Raw genomic sequence first — 22,545 nt, 5'->3', positions numbered from 1 at the left:
AGGGCTGAGAATGCCGCGAAATATATTGCAAAGATAGGTTAAAATATTTTAAACGGATTATTTAACTTTTATCCACTGCTGATTGTGTTTTAAATCATCAAAAAAATGGTAAATTTCTGCAAGCTTTTCACTTCCGTTTTTACCGTAATCTTCTATGTTTTTTGAAGTTCCGTCTGTAAAATTTACTCTGAGATAGGAGGTGGAAAGATCGGTGATATTATGGCTTCCGTAGTTGTTTTTCAAACTTTTCACATCCAATCCGTCGAGTAAAGAAACCAGTCTATTATAATCAGCTTCTTTGATGGTTGTTTTAAAAGTCCCTTCACGCGGTTTTGAAGAATCGTCTTTTGAAAAATTGAAACGTTCGGCCTCTAAAACAGCTGTTCTGTCAGGATTGATCGTTAACTTGAAAATCGGACAGAAACCGAAACAGGGTCCGGCTTCGTATTCAATTTTAGAATATTTTGAACCTGTTTTCTGTGAAGTGCATGAAAATAATAAGATCAATGCAATAAGGCTTAACAAATGTTTCATCGTTTCTATTTTGAAAGAATTTTTTCAAGAACTGTTCCAAATAAAAGAGATTGTATTGTTAACGATACATTATAATTGCAAATCGAAGATTACTCTTTTTTCTTCCAATCCTGGTTAAATCTGAGATCGAATAACATTTTATACAATGTTTTCAGTCCATAGGTTCCCACAAGATCATAATCCTCGATCTTTTTAATTTGTCCGTTATTGTATGTTATGATGAGGGAGGAAGATTGATTGTCTGTCCAGGAGACCACATAATCATTCTCAAGATTGGGAAAATCAATATAGTTGAGGACATTTTCAATTTTTTCAAAATCCTCGGATTTGATCTCTCTGGAAAATTTTCCTTCCCCTTTTTTTATTGCTTTTCTGGAAGTTTTTTCCAGGGATTTTGTAAAGTTGAACATCTTTGCAAAAAATTCAGAACTGCCATCTTTATTGAGTTCAAGCGTAAAAACCGGGCATGTCCCGAAACATCCGGTTGTGCCGAATACAATTTTTTCGACAGAATATTTTTTCGGTTCAGGATTGTATTCTATGAAATCATCAAACTGATAGGTCAGAATTTTTGTAGTGGTATTTTGTACGGGCTTTTCTTCAGTTTCAAATATGAGATCGTTTTCGAAGGTTACCGAAATATAATCTTTATCATCGATTTTGAGTATTTCAGGGATCACAAAATCATGATGATTGGGTTTCAGATTTTTAATGAGGTAAGTATTTCCCATATCAAAAATCACTTTTACACTCGTATCACAGCTATTGGAACCGTCTTTATTTTTGGTAGAAGACTGACAGCTGTTATCATCTCCGATAAACAGTAAGTCCGTTTTTCCGTTATGATCAAAATCGCCTTTATAAAAGCTTTTATCAATACCTAAACTGTCTGCTGCTTTTTTAATGATTTGAGATAAATTGTTATCATCAAAACTTTTAATGGTTTTTAAAGTGAATTCAGATAACCAGTCATCTTTACTTTTCGAACATGACCTTATGAAATTCTGAACCTCAGATTCAGTTTCGAGATTATCAATTTTCGATAAAGCTTTACTTTGTGAAAAGTAAAACTGACAGATAAAAATGGTTATGAAGAAGAATAATTTCTTAGCCATGAAGCTTCTTCCAGATCGCATCTTTTAGTTCCATAAGACCTTCTCCTGTAACTCCGGAGAAAAACAAAGGCCGTCTGTGTTCCGGAAATTCGGCTGAGATTTCTTTCTTCAGCTCGTCATCCAAAAGGTCCGATTTTGAAACGGAAACGATAAAATCCTTATCCAAAAGCTCCGGATTGTACTCTTTCAATTCGTTTTCCAGAATCTTAAATTCCTGGAAATGATCTTCAGAATCTGCAGGAATAAGGAATAACAGAATTGAATTTCTTTCAATATGTCTTAAGAAACGGTGACCAAGACCTTTTCCTTCCGCTGCTCCTTCAATAATTCCCGGAATATCAGCCATTACAAAAGATTTGTAATTTCTGTAATCTACAATTCCAAGATTAGGCGTTAAAGTGGTAAACGCGTAATTCGCAATTTTTGGTTTGGCTGCAGAAACAGAAGCTAAAAGGGTAGATTTTCCTGCATTCGGAAATCCTACCAATCCTACATCAGCCAGGATTTTAAGCTCGAAAACCACATAACCTTCCTGGCCATCCATTCCCGGTTGGGCATAGCGTGGCGTCTGGTTGGTAGAAGATTTGAAGTGTTCGTTTCCTAAACCTCCTTTTCCACCTTCCATCAGGATGATTTCCTGACCGTCTTCCAAAATTTCACCGATGATTTCACCTTCTTCATTTTTAGCGATGGTCCCGATCGGAACTTCTATATAAACATCGGCTCCGTAAGCTCCTGTTAGCTGGTTTTTTCCTCCGTTTTCCCCACGTTCTGCTTTTACGTGACGGGTATAACGAAGTGGAAGTAAAGTCCATTCCTGAGCATTTCCTTTCATGATAACGTGTCCGCCACGTCCTCCGTCTCCACCGTCAGGTCCACCTTTGGGAATATACTTTTCACGGCGAAGATGCGCAGAACCTGCACCGCCATGGCCGCTTTTACAATGAATCTTTACGTAATCTACAAAATTTGACATTTAATAAATGTTATGAGTTATGAATTATGAGTTATGAATTTAAAAATGAACCTATGACCCATTACTCATAACTATTAATTATTTTATTTTTTCTACTTCAGCAAAAAGTTTTTCGGAGATTTCAGTGATCTCACCAACTCCGTTTACCTCTACATATTTTCCCTGCTGCTTGTATAATTCTGCTACTTCTGCAGTTTTTGCGTAGTATTCTTTAATTCTGTTTTCAATGATTTCTACATTGCTGTCATCAGTTCTACCACTGGTTTCACCTCTTTTCAGCAGTCTTTCAACCAAAATTTTATCTTCTACAATTAATGAAAGGCAGATGTCGATCTCATCATCCAGCTCATCTTTAACGATTTTTTCCAGAGCTTCTGTCTGAACAGCTGTTCTCGGATAACCGTCGAAAATAAATCCTGCAGCATCGGTCGGTTTTCTCAATTCGTCTACCAACATATCTATTGTTACCTGATCCGGAACCAATTCCCCTTTATCGATGTAAGATTTAGCCAGTTTTCCAAGCTCGGTATCATTTTTCATATTGAATCTGAAAAGGTCACCTGTTGAGATTTGCTTTAAATTAAATTTTTCGATTAAATTCTGGGCTTGTGTTCCTTTTCCACTTCCTGGAGGGCCGAACAGAACAATGTTTATCATTTTTACTTATTAGATATTATTAAAATTAAATTTCGTTTTGAAATTATTCGTTGATTTTACCTTCTTCTAACTGATATAAATTCGGAAGGTTTCTTCCCAATTCATCATAATCTAATCCATAACCAAGTACAAATTTGTTTGGAATTTCCTTTCCGATGTAATCAAGCTTGAAATCTTTTTTGTAAACTTCAGGCTTTAGCAGGAAAGAAGCCAGTTTTACAGACTTCGGACGTTGTGTTTCCGTGAAATATTTAAACAGGCTTTCAACCGTATTTCCCGTATCTACAATATCTTCCACAAGGATGATGTGACGGTCTTTTACGTCTTTTGTAAGCTCCATTTTCTGGTAAACGATGCCTGTTGATTCCGTTCCTGAATAAGAACTCATCTGAATGAAAGCAATCTCACATTTTCCCGGATAATGTTTTAAAAGGTCTGAGAAGAACATGATCACTCCGTTCAAAACCCCAATGAAAACAGGAACTTCATCCTTGTAATCTTCATAAATTTTTAAAGCTGTTGCTTTTACAATCTCCTGAATTTCGGCGTCCTTTAAATAAGGGACAAAAGTTTTGTCGTGAACTTGAATGCTTTCCATAAAATTTTTTAGTAGTTGGCAAAGTTACGGATTTTTGATAAAAGGAAAAAGGTGAAAAATAAAGAATAAACTTATAAAACGTAAAGATTTTTAATGATTTCTGTTAAAGATCATCAGATCATTCCGATTTAATTTTGAATATCAGGTTTGAGAATAAGGAACAGGTAAAGCCTTCTGTTTTTTATTGTATTTTATCTAAAATGATTTTAATTTTTTTGTCAATTTCATAATCACCATTGATTTCCACGACCGGACAACTGATTTTTGACAGCCAGTCACGGTGTGCATTAAAAGTTCTTTTGGCTATTCCTGTATCTTCATCATAATCTCTGGCCCAATTTATAAATTTTTCAAACTTCTCCTTTCTTTCAGGGTTCAAAGTGATTTCGTCACCGTACCTTTCAATTTCTCTCTTCTTTAATCTTTCCAAACGTATATCCTGTGGCAGATAAAGAAAAATTACCAGGTCAAATTCCGGGAAAATGTTTTCATCCCAATGAATGATTGAGCCTCCTAAAATCCAGTTGGTAGTTGCATTAAGCTTTTGGAAAAGCGTGGCATTCCGGGTTTCGGGTGCTTGTCTTTCCGTGAATGGGACTTTTGTTTTGAGCCAGAAGAAATCATCACTGTCGAAGTATTCCATATTCAGCTTTTCAGATAGTGCCTTTCCCAGAGTGGTAACTCCCGAGCCTGATGCTCCAAAAATATGAATTTTCATTGAACAGTTTTTTTATAATGGAGATTCAAATATATTGAAAATACTTGATGCGAAACGGTTTACAGGACTTTTAAATTTTATGGTTTTGATCCAAGGTAAAATTGCTCTAAATTCAAATTCTTTTCTTTTTTATATCTTTGTACTCACAAAATCTAAAATACGGGCATGTAGGATATCATTTCTTTCAGATTTAATTATACAATAACCAAACTGGTTGTTGAAGTTTAACCTTATTAAGAAAGAAATCATGCTTTTTTTACACAATATATCCTACAGGTTTCCAAACAGAGACCTCCTTTTTAATGCTATCAATTTAACGATACCTGTTCATACAAAATCAGCCTTGGTCGGAAGCAACGGCGTTGGGAAATCTACCTTGCTTAAGCTTATCGCAGGCGAAATTCAGCCTTTGAACGGCAATATCAATATTCAGGGCGACCTGTACTACGTTCCGCAGATGTTTGGAAACTTTAATCATTTAACGATTGCGGAATGTTTAAAAGTAGACCGGAAAATCAATGCGCTTCAGAAGATTACGAACGGGGAAGTTGATGAAGAATATTTTGAAATCTTAAATGACGACTGGGACATCGAAGAACGCTGTCAGAGTGCTTTAGAATACTGGAACATTGAGGTTTCAGATCTGAATCAAAAACTGGAAAGTTTAAGCGGTGGCCAGAAAACCAAAGTCTTCCTTGCCGGAATCCAGATCAATCAGCCGGATATTATACTGTTGGACGAGCCCACCAATCATCTCGATCTGGAAGGAAGAAAACTGCTTTACGATCTTATTGAAAAGACGAATTCAACGGTAGTGATTGTCAGTCATGACCGAAGTTTACTGAATCTTGTAGACATGATATTTGAATTGAGTAATCAGGGAATTTCCACTTATGGAGGGAATTATGATTTCTATGCTGAACAAAAGGAAATCGAGACTGAAGCTTTAAATAACGATATTCATGCAAAAGAGCGTGCCCTGAAAAAAGCCAAAGAAAAAGAAGGTGAAACGATTGAAAGAAAGCAGAAGCTCGATGCAAGAGGAAAAGGGAAGCAGGAGAAATCCGGTGTGGCGAAAATAATGATGAACACCCTTCGGAACAACGCTGAGAAAAACTCTTCTAAACTGAAGGATATTCACGCTGAAAAGATCAGTAATATTTCGGGAGACCTGCGTAATCTGCGTTCATCATTGAAAAACTCAGATCAGATGAAAGTGAATTTTGATGATTCCAATTTGCATTCCGGGAAGAATCTGGTTTCAGCGGAAGACATCAATTTTAAATATGGTGAAGACAATCTCTGGAAAGAAAACCTCAATCTTGAAATCAGAAGTGGTGACAGGGTTTCTGTCAAAGGTTCAAACGGCTCCGGAAAAACGACATTGATCAGGCTATTGCTGGGAGATTTGGAGCCATCGGTTGGTCATATTACAAAGTCAGATTTTAATTCTGTTTATATTGATCAGGAATATTCTCTGATTGATAAGGATTCAACGGTTTATGATTTTGCCCAGCAGTTTAACGATAATGCCTTGCAGGAATCTGAAGTGAAAACTTTATTGTCAAGATTTTTATTCGGAAAAGAAACCTGGGATAAAAAATGTGAAGTGCTGAGTGGAGGAGAACGTCTGCGGCTTCTTCTGTGCGGACTTTCAATCAGCAATAAAGCTCCGGATATGATCATTCTTGATGAGCCGACAAATAATTTAGATCTTCAAAATGTGGAAATTCTCACGGATTCTATTAAGGATTATCATGGGACGCTGGTGGTGATTTCGCATGATGCAGTGTTTTTGGAGGAGATTGAGGTAATAAGTGAGATTTTGTTGGAATAATTAATATTGATATAAACCTCATACGTTTTTAAAACATATGAGGTTTGATTTTATCCATCCAATCTCGATGAAATATCCATTTGTTGATGAAGAATTCTAATAATTTCAATTTCTTCATTTTTAATATTGATTTTGTAAAAGATGAAATGTGATTTTACCCTTGAACGAAAATATCCTTTTCTGATTTCGTTGTAATCTTTTCCTGATTTTGGATTTTCGGATAAATATTCAATTTCATCCATAAGTAAATCAAAATAATGGTCTGCTTGTTCTTTCGACCAGGTTTCAGAAGTATACAACCATATTTTTTCTAAATCATTGGATGCTTCCTTACTGATTTTGTAATTCATAACTCAGCGGAATGTTTTTGATGAAGATTTTTCAGAAATTCTTTACGGTCAAAATTCTCAACAAATCCTGATTTTTCACCTTTTTTTAATTCATTAATTAATTCTGATTTTTTAGATTCTTCGTATTCAAACATTCGCAAAGCAGCTCTCACAACTTCACTTGCAGTTGAGAATTTCCCTGATTTGATCTGTTGATTGATAAAATTATCGAAATAATCACCTAATAGTATGGATGTGTTTTTTGCCATTATTTTAATTTTAAATCAAAGATACCAATAATTGGTATTTGTTTGAATTGGATTCATGAATTTTTTCAATAAATTCTATTTTAACATTATAAATATAGTTATTCAACCACATGATTTCCACCCCATCCAAAAATAAAATTCCTTTCAAATTTGCGCACCCAATTTTTTAAAAGTAATTTTGCATGAATCTAAAATAAAAGTAAAATATGTCAACTTACGTAGTTGTAGGTCTTCAGTATGGAGATGAAGGTAAAGGAAAAATCACAGATGTTTTATCGGCAAAATCAGATTACGTTGTACGTTTTCAGGGCGGTGATAACGCAGGTCACACCGTGTATGTGGGTGATGAGAAATTTGTTTTACACCTTCTTCCTTCAGGAGTTCTACAGTGCAAAGGGAAATGTATCATTGCAAACGGAGTAGTGGTAAACCCTAAATCTTTCATTAAGGAGGTTGGCCAGATCGAAAGCAAAGGCTTAAGAACTGACCACATTTTTATCAGCAGAAGAGCGCATGTGATCATGCCTTACCACATTCTTTTGGATACTTACCGTGAAGAAGAGCACGGCGGTACTCAGATCGGAACGACCAAAAAAGGAATCGGACCTTGCTACGAAGATAAAATCGCAAGAGTGGGAATCAGAATGGTAGATCTTTTGAACCCGGAAATTTTAAGAGATAAAATCGAGAAAAACCTAAAAGTTAAAAATTCTCTTTTTGAAAAATATTACGGAAAGCCGACGTTAGATGTTGAAGAAATTTATAACGAATTTTTAGAGATCGGAAAACAGCTTCAGGACAGAATCGTAGATACTGAGCTTGAACTGAACGAAGCCATCCACGAAGGAAAAAATGTATTGTTTGAAGGGGCTCAGGCTTTAATGCTTGATATCGACTTTGGAACATATCCGTACGTAACTTCATCTTCTCCGTCTACAGGAGGAGTTTGTTCAGGAGCAGGAGTTCCACCGACTTCACTTCAAAACCTGATCGGGGTTGCTAAAGCATACTGTACAAGAGTAGGAAACGGACCTTTCCCTTCCGAACTGGATAACGAATTAGGTGAAAAGATCAGACAGGTTGGTCATGAATTCGGAGCTACAACAGGAAGACCGAGAAGAACAGGTTGGTTAGACCTTGTTTCTTTAAAGCATGCTTGTATGATCAATGGGATCAATAATCTTGTGATCACTAAACTTGACGTTCTTACAGGAATTGAAAACCTGAAGATTGTTACCCATTACAAAACCGAAGACGGAAAAATCATCGATTATTTCACTTCTTCAACAGAGAAATTATACAACTACGAGCCGATCTACCAGGATTTACCGGGCTGGAACGAAGATCTTACCAAAGTAAGAAGCTACGACGAACTTCCTGATAATGCTCAGAAATACATCGAGTTTATCGAGCAGTATTTAGGAATCAACGTGTATTTGGTTTCTGTAGGCCCTGAAAGAAGCCAGAATATCATCAGAAAAGAATTATTCTAAGAAATTAGATAATCAAATAAAATAGAAAGACCGTCAAAAAAAATTGACGGTTTTTTTTATAGTAATTCACTTCCATCCTGTCATTGCGAGAAGTAAAGCGACGAAGCAATCTCTTCTAAGTATTGAGAAATCATTCATTACACATATTCGTAAATTTTCACAAATAATACATTGAATAAAATCAATTCCTGGAATATTTCGCATAAGTCTTTGCCAGTTTTTCATCATACTTATTAAGCTTATAACCTCCGCCATTATATCCTTTCGCAAAATTCGCCCAGTTTTTATTCCTCAAGTGAATCAAAAGCCCGTTTTTCTCCAGGAATTTCCCGAATGCTTTCAAATGTTCCCCTTCATTAATCTCCATTTTGGAAACAAAATCATTCACATCAGTATAATCCAGGCTCTTCGCATGAAAACCCATGATCTGGAAACTTCCCCAGGAAGCGGAAGATAATGCAGCATCTTTGAATGTCGGATTACTTCCCAGTCCGATGGCTTCATTTAACCGGTCATATTCTTTCACACCACCCTGATAATAAATCTTGGCCCATTTCGGGTATAAAATATCCTTACTCGAAGCGTTGTAATAGGTGTTCGGATCAATTCCTCTCTTTCTGAGTTCGTTCCAGAAAATATGTCCTTCAAAAAGAATTTTAGGTTTGTTGTTGATCAGGAAGCCTTTTCCACTGCTTTCAATTTCGTTGACGGCTTTTACGGCTGCCAGTTCCAGTCTGTATTGATCTGCAAAAGTAATCAGATCGCTTTCTTTTAAGAATTTATCGGCAGTATTTATCGGAGCTGAATTTTTCTGTAACAATACGGTCCAGGTTTTCATTCCTACAATGCCGTCTACGACCAGAGAATTTTTCCTCTGAAAATCTTTTACGGCTGCATCAACTTCCAGATTGAATGAATCCGAAATTTTAATGTTGTATCCTAATTTGTAAAGTATCTCACAAAGCGTAAGAACTTCCGGTGCTTTGGTGTAGTATTTTAAAAGTTTCATGGTAATTAGTTTTAGTTATAAGTTAAGAGTTATGAATTATGATTCGATCATAGGAGTTTAAAATATTTTTTCATATTAATTTCTTACTTCTTAAATCATTAATACATCGTACTTTTTACAAAAATTATTGGTTCATAGGTATTTTAGGCATTCTCTCACAGATCATTCCGATCAGAAAGAATGATTTGAATTTCACTTCCTCTCTTTGAAGTTTATATTCCAAAGTCATTGGATTGCTGTTGGTTATGCTGAAGTTTTGATTTAAAACAGCGTAATCATCAATCCTCAGTTCAATATTGTATTCTCCGTCCGGAATAATTTGGTTGATTATTCCGATCTCATTCGTTTCGATCTCATAAATCCGGCTGTTGTTCGTTCCTTTAATCGAAATAGCACATTTGTAAATAGGGTCATTATTGATTTTATCAAAAACTTTGAACTGTACGTTTGCTCCGGCAGAAGGTGTAGGAACCGGATATTTTATCGGAATAAAAATCCCGGGAATTTTTATAGGTCCTGTGACTACAGGGGTAACAGGTTTTACTGGCTGTACAGGTTGAGGAGGTGGAATCACTGGGTTATAAGGTCTTAAATTCCTTATGCTGTTTAAAATATTCATATTCATTTTGTTATTAAAAACAGGAGTTGCATTTACTTTTGCGGCTTCAGTTACCGGTTCTGCGGCCGGCTTTGCAACAAAATCAGTGACAGGTATTTTTACAGCAGCTTCTGCAGTAATCGTTTTCTTCGTTAAAGTATTTAATTGGTCAGATTTTATAGTCTTAACATTCGTGATCGCCTTAAGAAACTTCTGATTATTGCTTTTATTTACAAAAAGCTGTTGCTTCATAATTAATGGTCCGAAATAGATGAGCTGGTCAGGATTGTTAACCGTATCATTCGTGATCGACGGATCCAGAATTATTTTGAGGTTTTTGATCAGGATCATTGTTTTAGGAAATGCCGGAAGTTTAAAATCATTCGAAATCGTTTGTCCGTCGGAGATTTTTTTAGACTCATTCCATTCAAAAAGATCAGACATCATAAAGTTTTTATTAAACCAGCTTCTCTTAAGATGGACAAAAGAATAATCGAGTTCTACAGCCTGAATGATGCTTTCGTCATAATCAATGGAAAGAATTTCCGAAGGCAGATTTTCATTGGAACTCTTGGCTTCCTGAAATAAACTGTCAAGCTCGGATTTTTCAATTCTCATATTATTCCATCCCGATTCATTCTCCATAAAATCATAAGGAATGAAATTAATATCATGAATGGATGCGTTACTGATCACATCCGTTTTTTCTGCGGCATCAAAAGTATTTTTTGCATTTTGAGCCATGGCTAAATACAGATCTGCATCAGATGCTTTATTGATTTTTGCCAGTTCGCTGTCAATAAAGTCTTTATTGCCTTTTACTTTCCATTCGGAGAAAGCGAGCTCTTTCAGTTTATTAACACTGATTAACTGGTCGTTCCAGTTGTTTTTTTCTTCATCCGTATCCAGACCGTCAAATAGTTCAAGGTGAGTGGTAACTTTATTAACAGCTTCCTCATAGATCGTTCTGTATTTTTTATATGCTTTAAATTCTTTGGTGTCACTGTTTTTAGCATCAAACAGAACAGTACTTTTAATTGCCAGAACTTTATCTAAATTCTCTTCAAGGTTTTTTAAATTATTTTTGTCAAGGATATCCCTGTAAATATCAAACAGGGAATTATTGGGATTCAGATCCCAGAAATCAGAAGAAATGGGAACAGAGTTAAGCTCATAAGCCATGTTTTGCTTTTTAATGATGGAAAGTGCTTTCTTCTGGTCATCATTAAGCAGGCTTTGGGGTTTTAACAGCTCCAGGTCTTCATTTTCATATATTCTGAGCGAAGGGCAAATCATCGGTAAATCATTTTCCATCGAGCTTTGAGACATATATTTATTTCTAAGCTTCTGGTAAACGGCAATAAAATATTTCATGGCGGTAGTTTTGTTTTTAGGAAGGGGTTAAAGTTTAAATAACCGACAGAAAAGAAACTTCTGCCGGTTACTCTTATTGAGATTGAGAAGGATATTATATTATGATTTTCCGTCAGTCCATTTCTTGATTTCAGGATTTGGATTTGGAGATTTCGGAACAACATGGCATTTGTAGCCGATGATATAAACTCCGTCTGACATCAGTGTTTTATTTTTCCATTTTGAATTAGATTGTACATCCTGGTTGTCATAGCTGTAATTTCCTCCGAAAACGAAAGGCCCGATTCCTACCGCTGCTCCCGAAGTCACTGAATTTTTAACATCAGTATAAGCAGAGCTGCTTTCGGAGAAATCCAGGGAAACATCTTTTGCGATGATCAGTTCTGTGATGATGGAAGGCATTAATCCTTTACCGTTACCATCACTGATCATATCTCCGTTTAAGGTCTGAGGAGACTGCTCATGTAATTTCCAGTATTTGGATTCTACGAATTGCTGATTAAACCAACCTCTTTCCACTCTTACTTTTCCTAATTTGAAAGAGATTTTCATATTCGTATAATCAGTGTTGATTTTGGTTTTTTCATGCTTTCCGCTACCTTTTGCACCGATAGAGAAAATTCCCATGCTGAAGCCTCCGGCAGCACCCCAGTTATGAACAGATTTTGAATAATCATAATTAGATTCACCCTCAGAAATTGTTACCGTAGGCCATCCTTTAGATTCTTTCAGTGCATTGGCAGCGACCGGAATAGAAGGTGAGTAGTTGGTGTAATCTAAAATTCTGGTTCTCTGACTGTTTCTGAATTCAGATTCCATTCTTTTCTTAATGACAAGCATGTTTTTCTGCTCAACTTCACTCAGGTAATTCTGGATTTTTTCTACCGCTTCTTTATACCCTAAAGATTGCCATGCTTTTAAAGCTGCATCTTCACGTTTTTTCATATTCTTCCCGTCGATGGAAAGTTTGGCCATAGCTTCGGCATCTCCGTTATCAGCAGCAGATCTGATTTCGTTGTTGGCATCTACGATATCAAAATATTTCATCTGATACTCGATGTATTTTGAATAAGTCGGCGAAACGAAAGTGTGAAAAATTTCAGGCTTGTTCATGTCGTCAATCGGTGAATTCGGATCAAAATCTCCATTTTTTACTTTTTTGATTTTGAACAGCTTGTCTCTTAAAGTATTAAGTTTCTTTTCTACCTTTTCATCAAATTGTGTGTCTACCACTACAGACCACTGTAAAAGATCCTCATATACTTTTGAAACTCTTTTCTGAGAATCATTCATAACGCTCATGATGGTCATTGATCTTCCGTTTCCGCTTTCCGTAAGCGGTGGTAATTGAGATGGAATCACATCTACCATTGCGGCAAACTGCTCCATCTGAAGGTATTTTTTGAATTTACTGTTGGTTAATGCATTCTGATAAGCGTCCATATCGATTTTAGGGTTTCCGTTGGCATCCAGAATAGGGTTTCCTTTTCCGTCCAGCATTGGTTTTGGAGAAGGTGCATCTCCGAATAGCCCGTTTAAAGCATAATCAAAAGTATCTTCAGAAAGTGTGACTCCTACCGGATCAAAAGCGATAAAGTCGTTGGGTCCCAGAGAATCAGGATTCCCTCCGTTGGTTACAGTGTCATAAACCTGTTTTAAAAGCATACTCATTAAAGAATTCGATTTTGCTTCTTGAGTTAATGTTGGCATAATTATAAGTTTTTAATATTTTTTTCCTGCTTACTCTTTTCGGTTTTCAGCATCCCCGTTTTTGTATGGTACAAATGTATTTCGGGTCATAGAAGAAAATCTCAGTATTTTTCCGATTTATAGATGTGGTTTTTACTGTTTTTCGTTTTCTGTTAGATTTTTGTAATTAAAATGAAATTATTGTTGAATAATAAAAAGTGTATGTGCTTTATATCTAGTAGATTATTATTATCTGCATAGTTAAATTTTATAGATTGTTATAAAAATTTTTAAAATGATATCGTTTTAATAAAATTTTGGCAGATGTTTTGATATTGAATCAATAATTATCGATAATAACTCATAAAACTAATAATCGCTATATTATTAACAGTTTAAATTTTTACTAGTGATGAAACACCTGAACACGAACCAGGAATTTCGGTTTAACGAAGTTCTTTTTGAGCACCGGAACAAAGAATATGGCGCTTATGTTTTAAGAAACGAATCAGACAGAATACTTACCAAAGCTCTTTTTGTAGGCGTAAGTTTATTGGCTGCAATTTCTATTACACCTTTTGTAATTTCAGCTTTCAAAACGGAAGCACCTACAGAAAAACCTCCGGTTATCTTTGATCTTATAGATCCTAATATTCCGGATACAGAAGTTGCTCCTCCGGTAGTTGTTGTACCCCCTAAAGCTACCCCGGCTCCAGATGTTAAAACGGTAGATGATAGATTGCCGGAGCCTAAAGCTAAAGTGACTAATGAAAAGGTTGTTGAAAAAATTGAAGGCGCCATTTCAGGGACCAAAAATAATTCAGAAGGAGAAATTGCAAAAACCAATTATAATCCAACAACCTCTGAAACAGGGAAAGGACCTGTAATTCCTTATGTGCCACCCACACTTCCTAAGGTTCCTGATAATCATATTGCAGAGCGGGGGGAATTGAGTGTTGAAGCGAGCTATGATGGAGGAATCAATTCGTTCAGAGATAAAGTAATGAATAAATTTGATACTTCCGGTTTTGAAGATACAGATGGAGTTATTAGAACAACAGTAACTTTTATCGTAGAAAAAGATGGAACAATTTCCGGAATTAAAGCTGATGGCAAAGATGCTTCTTTTAATAATGAAGCTCTTAGAGTTATCAAATTAATTAAAGGAACCTGGAAGCCTGCAAAAAATAAACAGGGTGAAACCGTAAGAAGTTATTTCAAATTTCCGATCTCTATGCAGTTTGAATAATCTATAGCAAACAAATCCTGATACTTATCCACAAAGACCCGTTTTTTGTGGATAATTTTTTTTCGGCTTAAAAACCTTATTAACAATATTTTAACTCAATTTTCGTTTTCTGCATTCATTCAGAGCAAAGAAAAAAGTGTATTTTTGATGCTTAAAGTTCTAATAATGGCAAAAATCATAGGTATCGCTAATCAGAAAGGAGGAGTTGGAAAAACGACAACAGCTGTAAATTTAGCCGCGGCATTAGGGGTATTGGAAAAGAAAATATTAATCATTGATGCTGATCCTCAGGCTAATGCAACATCCGGTTTAGGAGTTGACGATGTTCAGTATTCCACTTATAATCTCCTGGAGCACAGCATAGATACAAAAAGCTGCATCAAAAAGACGGCTACACCCAATTTGGATATTGTTCCGTCCCATATCGATCTGGTAGCAGCGGAAATTGAATTGGTAGACAAGGAAGACCGTGAATATATGCTTAAAAAAGCATTGCAGAGTGTAAGAGATGACTACGATTACATTATCATCGATTGCGCGCCGAGTTTAGGTCTCATTACAGTAAATGCGCTTACTGCTGCAGATTCTGTGATTATCCCGATTCAATGTGAATATTTTGCATTGGAAGGTTTGGGGAAACTTTTGAATACCATTAAAAACGTTCAGAAAATTCATAATAAAGATCTGGATATCGAAGGTTTGCTTCTTACCATGTACGACAGCAGATTAAGACTATCAAACCAGGTAGTGGAAGAAGTGAATGCCCACTTCCCTGAAATGGTTTTTGAAACCATTATCAGCAGAAACGTAAGATTGAGCGAGGCCCCAAGTTTCGGAGAAAGTATCCTGAATTATGATGCTGAAAGTAAAGGAGCAATTCAGTATATTCAACTTGCGGAAGAAGTTTTATTGAAAAACGAAAATTTAGTAAAGAATTAAAGTAAATAGTGAATGGTCAAATAGATCATAGAGGATAAGTAAATTATTTAATCACTTATCATCTGTCAGCAATAATCTATCAATCATCATTGAGCAATTATATTTATGAAGGACAAAAAAAGAGCTATGGGACGTGGTTTGGGAGCTATTTTAAGTGCTGAATCCAAAGCGACGATCAATTCTGCTACCGACGAAGGTGCAGATAAATTTGTTGGAAATATTGTAGAAGTAGCCATTGAAGATATTTATCCGAATCCAACCCAACCGAGAACTTATTTTGACGAAAAAGCATTAAACGAACTTGCACAGTCTATCAAAAACTTAGGTGTAATTCAACCGGTTACCTTAAGAAAAGACGGTGAAAAGTTTGAAATTATATCCGGGGAAAGACGTTTCAGAGCAAGTAAAATTGCAGGCTTAACATCTATTCCGGCCTATATCCGTTTAGTAAACGATCAGGAGCTGCTGGAGATGGCTCTTGTTGAAAATATTCAGAGAGAAGACCTTGATTCAATTGAAATTGCATTGACCTATCAGAGGCTTTTGGATGAGATCGGGATGACACAGGAAAATCTGAGCCAGAGAGTCGGGAAAGACAGAAGTACAATTACCAATTCTATCAGATTATTAAGATTGAATCCGGACATTCAGAATGCGATCCGGAGCGGGGAAATTTCTGCCGGGCACGGAAGAGCCATCATCAGTATGGAAAATGAAGAGCTTCAGCAGATTTTATTTGACCTGATCATTAAAGAACAATTGAATGTACGCCAGGCTGAACAGGCCGCTACAGCTCTGAAAGCTCCGAAATCTCCGGCTGCCAAAAGAGCAAAGGTTGAGCTTTCAAATAATTATAAAAGAGCTCAGAAAACAATTTCTGATATTTTAGAAGTAAAAGTGGAGATTAAAACCTCCGGAAATGGTAAAAAAGGTAAAATTGTTCTTGACTTCAAAAATGAAGATGAGCTGGAATATATTTTATCCCATATTAAATAAATGAAGAAAATACTTTTCACTTTTTTCTTGTGTCTGTTTGCAATTACTTATTCACAAGTAAATCCTAATGATACTATTCGGGTAGAACACCATCCGAAAGACAGTATCTCTGCAGAAAAACCGACGAAATCTGAAGCTAAAATCGTAGCAGATCTTGAAAAAGCCAACGGACCAACCGTAAAAACATTAAAGCTGAATCCTACCAAAGCAGGTTTATATTCTGCCGTGCTGCCGGGACTAGGACAATACTATAATAAAAAATACTGGAAAATCCCTATCGTATGGGGTGCCGTAGGTACAGGAGTCGGAATTGCCATGTGGAATGACAAGCAGTATAAAAAATACAGGGAATACTATATCGCCAAGTTAAACGGTACCCCGAATGAATTTATAGACAACCGTCCATGGCTCGATAAAGTAGCATTGGGAAATGTTCAGGACCGGGCAAAAAGACAGAGAGATTATGCGATCGCCATTACAGGATTGATCTATATCCTTAATATTGTAGATGCCGTGGTAGATGCTCACCTTTATGAAAGCCGCCATGATCCGGATTTAACTTTCAGTCCTGCAGTTATCCAGGATGAATTTGGAACAACACCTCCTAAAACAGGATTGAGCTTAAGTTACCGGTTTTAATATAAAATAAAAAAATAATATCACATAGAACTTTAACGTTACATGTGGCAACGCAAGAACAAAAAATATCGCATGAAAATAGCATTAGTTGGGTACGGAAAAATGGGCAAGATCATTGATGAAATTGCAACCAAAAGAGGCCATGAAGTAGTAGCCCGCCTTAAAGAAACTCCAACTGCTGAAAACCTTAATAATCCTGATGTTGTTATCGAATTTTCATTACCCGAAGTAGCATTTGATAACATAAAAGCCTGTCTTGAAAATAAAATCCCTGTAATCTGCGGAACAACAGGCTGGCTGGAGAAAAAAGAGAAAGTGGAAAAAATTGCCGTTGATAATCAAACAGCGTTCTTGTATGGCTCAAACTTCAGCTTGGGAGTTAATTTATTCTTCGCTCTCAACGAAAAGTTAGCCGATCTGATGAAAAATGTAGCTGAATATTCATGTCAGCTGGAAGAAATTCATCACATCCATAAAAAAGATGCGCCGAGCGGTACTGCGATTTCTCTGGCAGAAGGCATCTTTAAACATAATCCTAAATTTGACGCATGGAAATTGGAAGAAACCCGGGAAAACCAGTTGGGTATTTTTGCAGTTCGTGAAGATGAGGTTCCGGGAACTCACAGCGTGTTCTACAGAAGTGAAGTAGATGAGATTGAGATCAAGCACACCGCTTTCAACAGAAACGGATTTGCATTGGGAGCCGTAGTCGCTGCAGAGTGGATTAAAGATAAAAAAGGAAATTTTACTATGAATGACGTTTTAGGGCTTTAATTGTTGTAACAAAACCCTTAAATTGTAAACAAATAATAGAGATGATCAATTATCACTCATCATGTATTATATTATTTAGAATAGGCACAAAAAAACTATGAATTATTTTTTAACTTATACAGTATACGTTCTCATTTTATCTGTGTTAATGGGAATTTCAACTTGGAAGCTGTTCAAAAAACTGGGCTATAGTCCGTTATTTGCATTCATTCCTTTCTATAATTATTTCATCATTTTAAAAGAAACAAAACATCCGAAATGGTGGGCTGTTTTATCGTATTTACCAATTGTAGGACCGATTATGATGTCTGTTTTTCATCTCTATCTGATGAAAAAATTCGGAAAAACACTTTTCAAGCATCAGTTTCTTACCGTGATTCTTCCTTTCATTTATATGGCAAGTGTCAACTATTCCAAAGATGTAGAGTTGGAAGATGAAAATGAATTATTCTTAACAGACGAAGAGAAAAGTGCAAAAAAGAAAGATACTTTTGCAGGTTCAATCACCTTTGCCGTAGTTTTTGCAACGATTATCCACGTTTTTGTAACGCAGCCTTTCGGAATTCCTACAGGTTCCATGGAGAGAACATTACTGGTAGGTGACTTCCTTTTTGTAAATAAATGGAGCTACGGATACAGATTACCGATGCGTCCTTTGGCAATCCCTTTCTTGCAGGGAACTATTTTTGATTCCGGAGAAAAAGGAAATCCTAAAGATGACCCGAAATCTTATGTAGATGCCGTAAAATTACCCTATTCAAGAATTTTACAATTCAATAAGCCCCAGAAAAATGATGTGGTTGTTTTCAACTATCCTCAGGATTCCGTACACACGGCAATTGACAGAAAAGACCCTTATGTAAAAAGATGTGTTGCTGTAGCCGGCGATACCTTTGAAATGAGAGGCGGAAGGCTTTTTGTGAACGGAAAACCGGAAACCGTTTTAGGAGACCAGGAAGTTCAGCATGCTTACACCGTAAATACAGGAGCACAACTAGATATTCCTGGATTGTACAACACCTATGGTTTTTTACCGGTAAGAGAAATGCAGTCGGATAAAGGCTTTGTTTATATGTTCCAGGGATTGACAGATAAAACTGCTGCGGAAATTAAAGCATTACCCAGTGTGATCGATATGCAGGAAAACATCTTCCCAAAAGATTCTGCTACGATTTCTTATAAACTGAATGCAGATAAAACTGCTTATACAAAAAGTATTGATACAACCCAGTCTATCTTCCCAATCAACAAGCCTTGGAATCAGGATTGGTACGGCCCGCTTAAAATTCCTAAAAAAGGAGATGTGGTAACCATCAATCAGGAAACCTTACCGGAATATCAGTGGATTATTTCCAGATATGAGCACAACAAGCTTGAAAATAAAAACGGAAAAATATTCATCAACGGAAAAGAAACCAATCAATATACCATTCAGCAGGATTATTATATGATGGTAGGGGACAACAGGGATGCCTCTTTAGATGCAAGATTCTTTGGTTTTGTTCCTGAAGAAAATATTGTTGGAAAACCGATGTTTACCTGGATGAGTTTGCAGGGAGCGTTCTCAGATGCAAGTTCATCTTATCAGGCTCCGTTCAAAGTTCGTTGGGACAGAATGTTTAAAGCAACCAACACCGGGGAAGCCAATAAAACATCGTACTGGTGGATTGCAGCAATGATTCTTATCTTATTCTTCGGATGGGAATATTTCATGAAATTATTCAGAAAGAAAAAAACAGAAGAAGATTTATAAATAAAATAAATTTGAAATAGAATGAAGTATTTGAAAAAATACTTCATTTTTGTATTATGAATATGAAGAATGTATTATTACCGGTATTTTATTTGCCGCCAGTTTCATGGTTTTCAGTTTTTTTAGACGCTGAAAATGAAATTATATTTGAGCAGTTTGAAAATTTTCCGAAGCAGACCTATAGAAACAGAGCTAATATTTATGGGGCAAATGGAAAGCTTTCCCTGATTATTCCTATCAACCATAACGGGAAAAGAGAATTAAAAGATATTGAAATTTCTTACAGGGAAGACTGGAGGAATCTTCATTGGAAATCAATAAAAACCGCCTATCAGAGTTCTCCGTATTTTGAATTTTATGAAGATAAATTCAGAAAAATATTTGATCTGAAAGAAAAATATCTGTTGGACTTTAATATCAAAAGCCTGGAAATTCTTCAGCAGATTCTTAAAACGGAAAAGGCACACTCTTTGAATGAAGAATATATCAAAAATCCAGAGGAAATCAATTTCAGAGAAAAATTCTCAGCGAAATTACCTTCCGAATTTGATATGGAAGAATATTATCAGACTTTCACAGATAAGCTGGGATTTTTAAAAGATTTATCGATTTTGGACATAATTTGTAACAAAGGCCCGGAATCTTTGACCTATATAAAAAATATTAAACAATCATACTAGCATGAAAAAGGTATTGTTAGCTGCTGTTTTTTTAGCAGGCTTTAATTCTGCTTTTGCACAGGAGGCACAGGCAAAAAGCATTGATCCTAAAGAGGATAAAGATCTGATGACTTGGTACCATAAAGATTTTGGTACTACAAAAGTATACGGTATAAATACGGAAAATGCATATAAATTTTTAGAATCCAAAGGTCTTAAGCCGACTACAGTGGTAGTAGGAGTTTTAGACAGCGGTGTTCAGGTTGATCACCCGGGATTAATTAAAAATGTATGGAGTAATCCCAACGAAGTTCCCGATAATGGTAAAGATGATGACGGAAACGGATACATCGATGATATCCACGGATGGAATTTCATAGGTGGTAAAAACGGTGATATCGATATCGACAACATGGAAGTAACCAGAGTGGTTGCCAAATACAAGCCGATGTTCGAAGGTGACGATTCTGCTAAAAACAAAGCAAATCAGACTAAAATGCCTGAAGAATTTGCTATGTATATGAAAGCCAAAGAGATTTTTACAAAGAAAAGTGTAGAATCAAGACAAAGCTTCCAGATGTATACCATGATCAACGATGCGATTCCTACCATGGTAAAACTGCTTAACGGAAAACCTGTTACCCCTGAAAATGTAGCAGCAATAAAGCCGGCTGAGCAAAAAGAGGCAATGGCTGCCCAGGTTTTATCACAGGTTTCTCAAAGCCCCGAATTCAAAGGAAAATCATCTGCGGAGTTTGAAAAAGCAATGAAAGATCAGATGAAAGAAGCTCTTGATTATTTCGGTCCTCAGGCTAAACAATATGATTTGACCTATGACCCGAGAAAAGAAATCGTAGGAGATAACTATGATGATTATTCTGAGAAAAAATATGGAAACAATCACTATGAAGGGCCTGATGCTGAACACGGAACTCACGTGGCAGGTATTATTGCCGGATTGCCGCAAGGAAAAGAGATCCAGTACGGGGTAGCTTCAAAAGTAGCTAAAATCATGTCGGTAAGAACAGTTCCTAACGGTGATGAAAGAGATAAAGATGTTGCCAATGCCATCAGATATGCTGTAGACAATGGCGCCAAAGTTTTGAATATGAGCTTTGGAAAACCGGTATCTCCGGGTAAAACCGTAGTTTGGGATGCTTTCAAATATGCACAGGATAAAGGAGTTCTTCTGGTAAAAGCAGCAGGAAATGAAAACGAAGATGTTGCAGAGCACCTTGCATATCCTACCAACTTCAAAAACGTTACAGACGAAAAACCTTTTGTAAATAACGTGATTGTAGTAGGAGCAAGTACCAATAAAAACAATGCATTAAGAGCAGATTTCTCCAACTTCAATAAGAAAATGGTAAACGTTTTCGCGCCAGGTGAAGAAATTTATTCTACAGTTCCGAAAAATGAATATAAATATTTACAGGGAACTTCAATGGCCTCTCCGGTTGTAGCAGGAGCAGCGGCGGTTTTATTAGCTTATATGCCGGGTTTAAAACCGGATCAGATCATTGAAGCATTAGTTAAATCCAGCAACGCTAATACTGAAAATCAATTTGCAGACTTTTCACAGGCGGGAGGAGTGATAGATCTTGAAAAAGCAGCAGAATATGCATATACCAATTTCTATAACGGTAAATCTTCGGCAGTAAAAAAGGCTACGAAATCTTTAAAAAAGGCAGCTAAAAAATAGTATATCTTTCTGTCTTTTAATATAAAACATGTAAAGTCCGAATTTTTCGGACTTTTTTTATTTTTATTTTTCAATTTTGGCACGGTTTTTTGTAACTTTATTACTAATTTTAATAATAAACATCAAAATGAAAAAGTTACTACTTGCAGGATTGTTGGGAACATCACTTTTTGCAGTGTCTTGTTCCTCCGTGAATAAAGCGGCAACGTCACAAAACCAGAGATCTGAGTTTTTGAAATTAAAAGGAGATTGGGAAATCGTAAGCATTGATTATGATAAACAATATAAAATCAAACCTTTTGATGAAGGAGCAGATGCGCAGTGTTTTGTAGGAAGTCATTGGAGACTGATTCCAAATAATTATACAGGAGCATATACCTTAAACGGAGGCGGATCTTGCCCGAGTATCTCTCAGCCTATCAAATTTGAAATAAAAGACGGAAGCAGCTTTATGTTCAAAAAAATTGCTGCAGGTACAAAAGCAAAACAAAATACAGTAGGATATTCATTGAATATCATTAATCAGACTACTGATCAGTTTTCACTGGAACAAAATGTTCCTTTCGACGGAAGTACAGTAAGAGTTGTTTACAACTTCGAAAGATCCGGAATGAAGTAATTTACTAACTATTAAAGAA

The 22,545-nt window shown here is 36.1% G+C and carries 22 protein-coding genes; 11 read left to right on the top strand and 11 right to left on the bottom strand.

Features of this window, described 5'->3' with window-relative positions:
• Positions 1-57: 57 nt before the first annotated feature.
• The 6 genes from AB8P06_RS15280 to AB8P06_RS15255 form a co-directional block, all read right to left on the bottom strand.
• On the bottom strand, positions 58-534 hold the full coding sequence (locus AB8P06_RS15280; protein WP_369843046.1) for a DUF6438 domain-containing protein: 477 nt from the start codon (positions 532-534) through the stop codon (positions 58-60).
• A gap of 89 nt (positions 535-623) precedes the next feature.
• Positions 624-1,649 (bottom strand): DUF6438 domain-containing protein, encoded by a 1,026-nt coding sequence (locus AB8P06_RS15275; RefSeq protein WP_369843044.1) that lies wholly within the window; start codon positions 1,647-1,649, stop codon positions 624-626.
• Positions 1,642-2,625: a GTPase ObgE gene (gene obgE / locus AB8P06_RS15270; protein WP_369843042.1), complete on the bottom strand. Its 984-nt coding sequence runs from the start codon at positions 2,623-2,625 to the stop codon at positions 1,642-1,644. The genes AB8P06_RS15275 and obgE overlap by 8 nt, the downstream gene beginning before the upstream one ends.
• 78 nt (positions 2,626-2,703) lie before the next feature.
• Positions 2,704-3,282 carry an adenylate kinase gene (locus AB8P06_RS15265; RefSeq protein ID WP_369843040.1) on the bottom strand — a complete coding sequence of 193 codons (579 nt, stop codon included), beginning with the start codon at positions 3,280-3,282 and terminating at the stop codon, positions 2,704-2,706.
• Positions 3,283-3,325: 43 nt separating this feature from the next.
• Positions 3,326-3,880, bottom strand: a complete 555-nt coding sequence (locus AB8P06_RS15260) for a phosphoribosyltransferase (protein ID WP_369843038.1) — start codon at positions 3,878-3,880, stop codon at positions 3,326-3,328.
• A gap of 181 nt (positions 3,881-4,061) precedes the next feature.
• A complete protein-coding gene (locus AB8P06_RS15255) occupies positions 4,062-4,598 on the bottom strand; it encodes an AAA family ATPase (protein WP_369843037.1) in 537 nt (178 codons plus the stop codon).
• 247 nt (positions 4,599-4,845) lie between these two features.
• On the opposite strand from AB8P06_RS15255, the gene AB8P06_RS15250 reads away from it, so the two are divergent.
• Complete coding sequence (locus AB8P06_RS15250) at positions 4,846-6,435, top strand: ABC-F family ATP-binding cassette domain-containing protein (protein ID WP_369843035.1); 1,590 nt, start codon at positions 4,846-4,848, stop codon at positions 6,433-6,435.
• A gap of 50 nt (positions 6,436-6,485) precedes the next feature.
• On the opposite strand, the gene AB8P06_RS15245 is transcribed toward AB8P06_RS15250, so the two are convergent.
• Complete coding sequence (locus tag AB8P06_RS15245; protein WP_369843033.1) at positions 6,486-6,785, bottom strand: type II toxin-antitoxin system RelE/ParE family toxin; 300 nt, start codon at positions 6,783-6,785, stop codon at positions 6,486-6,488.
• The gene (locus AB8P06_RS15240; protein ID WP_369843031.1) at positions 6,782-7,033 is read right to left on the bottom strand and encodes a type II toxin-antitoxin system ParD family antitoxin; all 252 of its coding nucleotides are present in this window, start codon (positions 7,031-7,033) and stop codon (positions 6,782-6,784) included. The genes AB8P06_RS15245 and AB8P06_RS15240 overlap by 4 nt, the downstream gene beginning before the upstream one ends.
• Before the next feature lie 206 nt (positions 7,034-7,239).
• On the opposite strand from AB8P06_RS15240, the gene AB8P06_RS15235 reads away from it, so the two are divergent.
• The gene (locus tag AB8P06_RS15235) at positions 7,240-8,526 is read left to right on the top strand and encodes an adenylosuccinate synthase (protein WP_369843030.1); all 1,287 of its coding nucleotides are present in this window, start codon (positions 7,240-7,242) and stop codon (positions 8,524-8,526) included.
• 181 nt (positions 8,527-8,707) lie between these two features.
• Here AB8P06_RS15235 and AB8P06_RS15230 read toward each other — a convergent pair whose 3' ends face one another.
• From AB8P06_RS15230 to AB8P06_RS15220, 3 genes are all read right to left on the bottom strand, one after another.
• Positions 8,708-9,535, bottom strand: a complete 828-nt coding sequence (locus tag AB8P06_RS15230; protein WP_369843028.1) for an N-acetylmuramidase domain-containing protein — start codon at positions 9,533-9,535, stop codon at positions 8,708-8,710.
• Between the two features lie 124 nt (positions 9,536-9,659).
• Positions 9,660-11,507 (bottom strand): hypothetical protein, encoded by a 1,848-nt coding sequence (locus AB8P06_RS15225; protein WP_369843026.1) that lies wholly within the window; start codon positions 11,505-11,507, stop codon positions 9,660-9,662.
• Positions 11,508-11,606: 99 nt separating this feature from the next.
• Positions 11,607-13,217, bottom strand: coding sequence for a hypothetical protein (locus AB8P06_RS15220; protein ID WP_369843025.1), 1,611 nt, complete (start codon positions 13,215-13,217; stop codon positions 11,607-11,609).
• A gap of 391 nt (positions 13,218-13,608) precedes the next feature.
• On the opposite strand from AB8P06_RS15220, the gene AB8P06_RS15215 reads away from it, so the two are divergent.
• The 9 genes from AB8P06_RS15215 to AB8P06_RS15175 all read left to right on the top strand — a co-directional run bounded on the left by AB8P06_RS15215 (position 13,609) and on the right by AB8P06_RS15175 (position 22,526).
• Positions 13,609-14,445, top strand: a complete 837-nt coding sequence (locus AB8P06_RS15215) for an energy transducer TonB (RefSeq protein ID WP_369843024.1) — start codon at positions 13,609-13,611, stop codon at positions 14,443-14,445.
• A gap of 165 nt (positions 14,446-14,610) precedes the next feature.
• Entirely contained in the window at positions 14,611-15,384 is a 774-nt protein-coding gene (locus AB8P06_RS15210) for a ParA family protein (protein ID WP_369843022.1), read from the top strand.
• Between the two features lie 105 nt (positions 15,385-15,489).
• Positions 15,490-16,380 carry a ParB/RepB/Spo0J family partition protein gene (locus tag AB8P06_RS15205; protein ID WP_369843020.1) on the top strand — a complete coding sequence of 297 codons (891 nt, stop codon included), beginning with the start codon at positions 15,490-15,492 and terminating at the stop codon, positions 16,378-16,380.
• Positions 16,381-17,019: a DUF5683 domain-containing protein gene (locus AB8P06_RS15200; RefSeq protein WP_369843019.1), complete on the top strand. Its 639-nt coding sequence runs from the start codon at positions 16,381-16,383 to the stop codon at positions 17,017-17,019.
• A 72-nt stretch (positions 17,020-17,091) separates the two neighbouring features.
• Positions 17,092-17,793: a 4-hydroxy-tetrahydrodipicolinate reductase gene (gene dapB, locus AB8P06_RS15195; protein ID WP_369843017.1), complete on the top strand. Its 702-nt coding sequence runs from the start codon at positions 17,092-17,094 to the stop codon at positions 17,791-17,793.
• A gap of 97 nt (positions 17,794-17,890) precedes the next feature.
• The gene (lepB, locus tag AB8P06_RS15190; RefSeq protein ID WP_369843015.1) at positions 17,891-19,546 is read left to right on the top strand and encodes a signal peptidase I; all 1,656 of its coding nucleotides are present in this window, start codon (positions 17,891-17,893) and stop codon (positions 19,544-19,546) included.
• Positions 19,547-19,602: 56 nt separating this feature from the next.
• Positions 19,603-20,226 (top strand): WbqC family protein, encoded by a 624-nt coding sequence (locus AB8P06_RS15185; protein ID WP_369843013.1) that lies wholly within the window; start codon positions 19,603-19,605, stop codon positions 20,224-20,226.
• 1 nt (position 20,227) lies between these two features.
• Positions 20,228-21,907 carry a S8 family serine peptidase gene (locus AB8P06_RS15180; RefSeq protein ID WP_369843011.1) on the top strand — a complete coding sequence of 560 codons (1,680 nt, stop codon included), beginning with the start codon at positions 20,228-20,230 and terminating at the stop codon, positions 21,905-21,907.
• A gap of 127 nt (positions 21,908-22,034) precedes the next feature.
• Complete coding sequence (locus tag AB8P06_RS15175; RefSeq protein WP_369843010.1) at positions 22,035-22,526, top strand: lipocalin family protein; 492 nt, start codon at positions 22,035-22,037, stop codon at positions 22,524-22,526.
• Positions 22,527-22,545 lie beyond the last annotated feature (19 nt).

The organism is Chryseobacterium tongliaonense (assembly GCF_041224435.1).
Taxonomy (GTDB): Bacteria; Bacteroidota; Bacteroidia; order Flavobacteriales; family Weeksellaceae; genus Chryseobacterium; species Chryseobacterium tongliaoense.
This window is presented reverse-complemented; position numbering and strand designations above follow the sequence as displayed.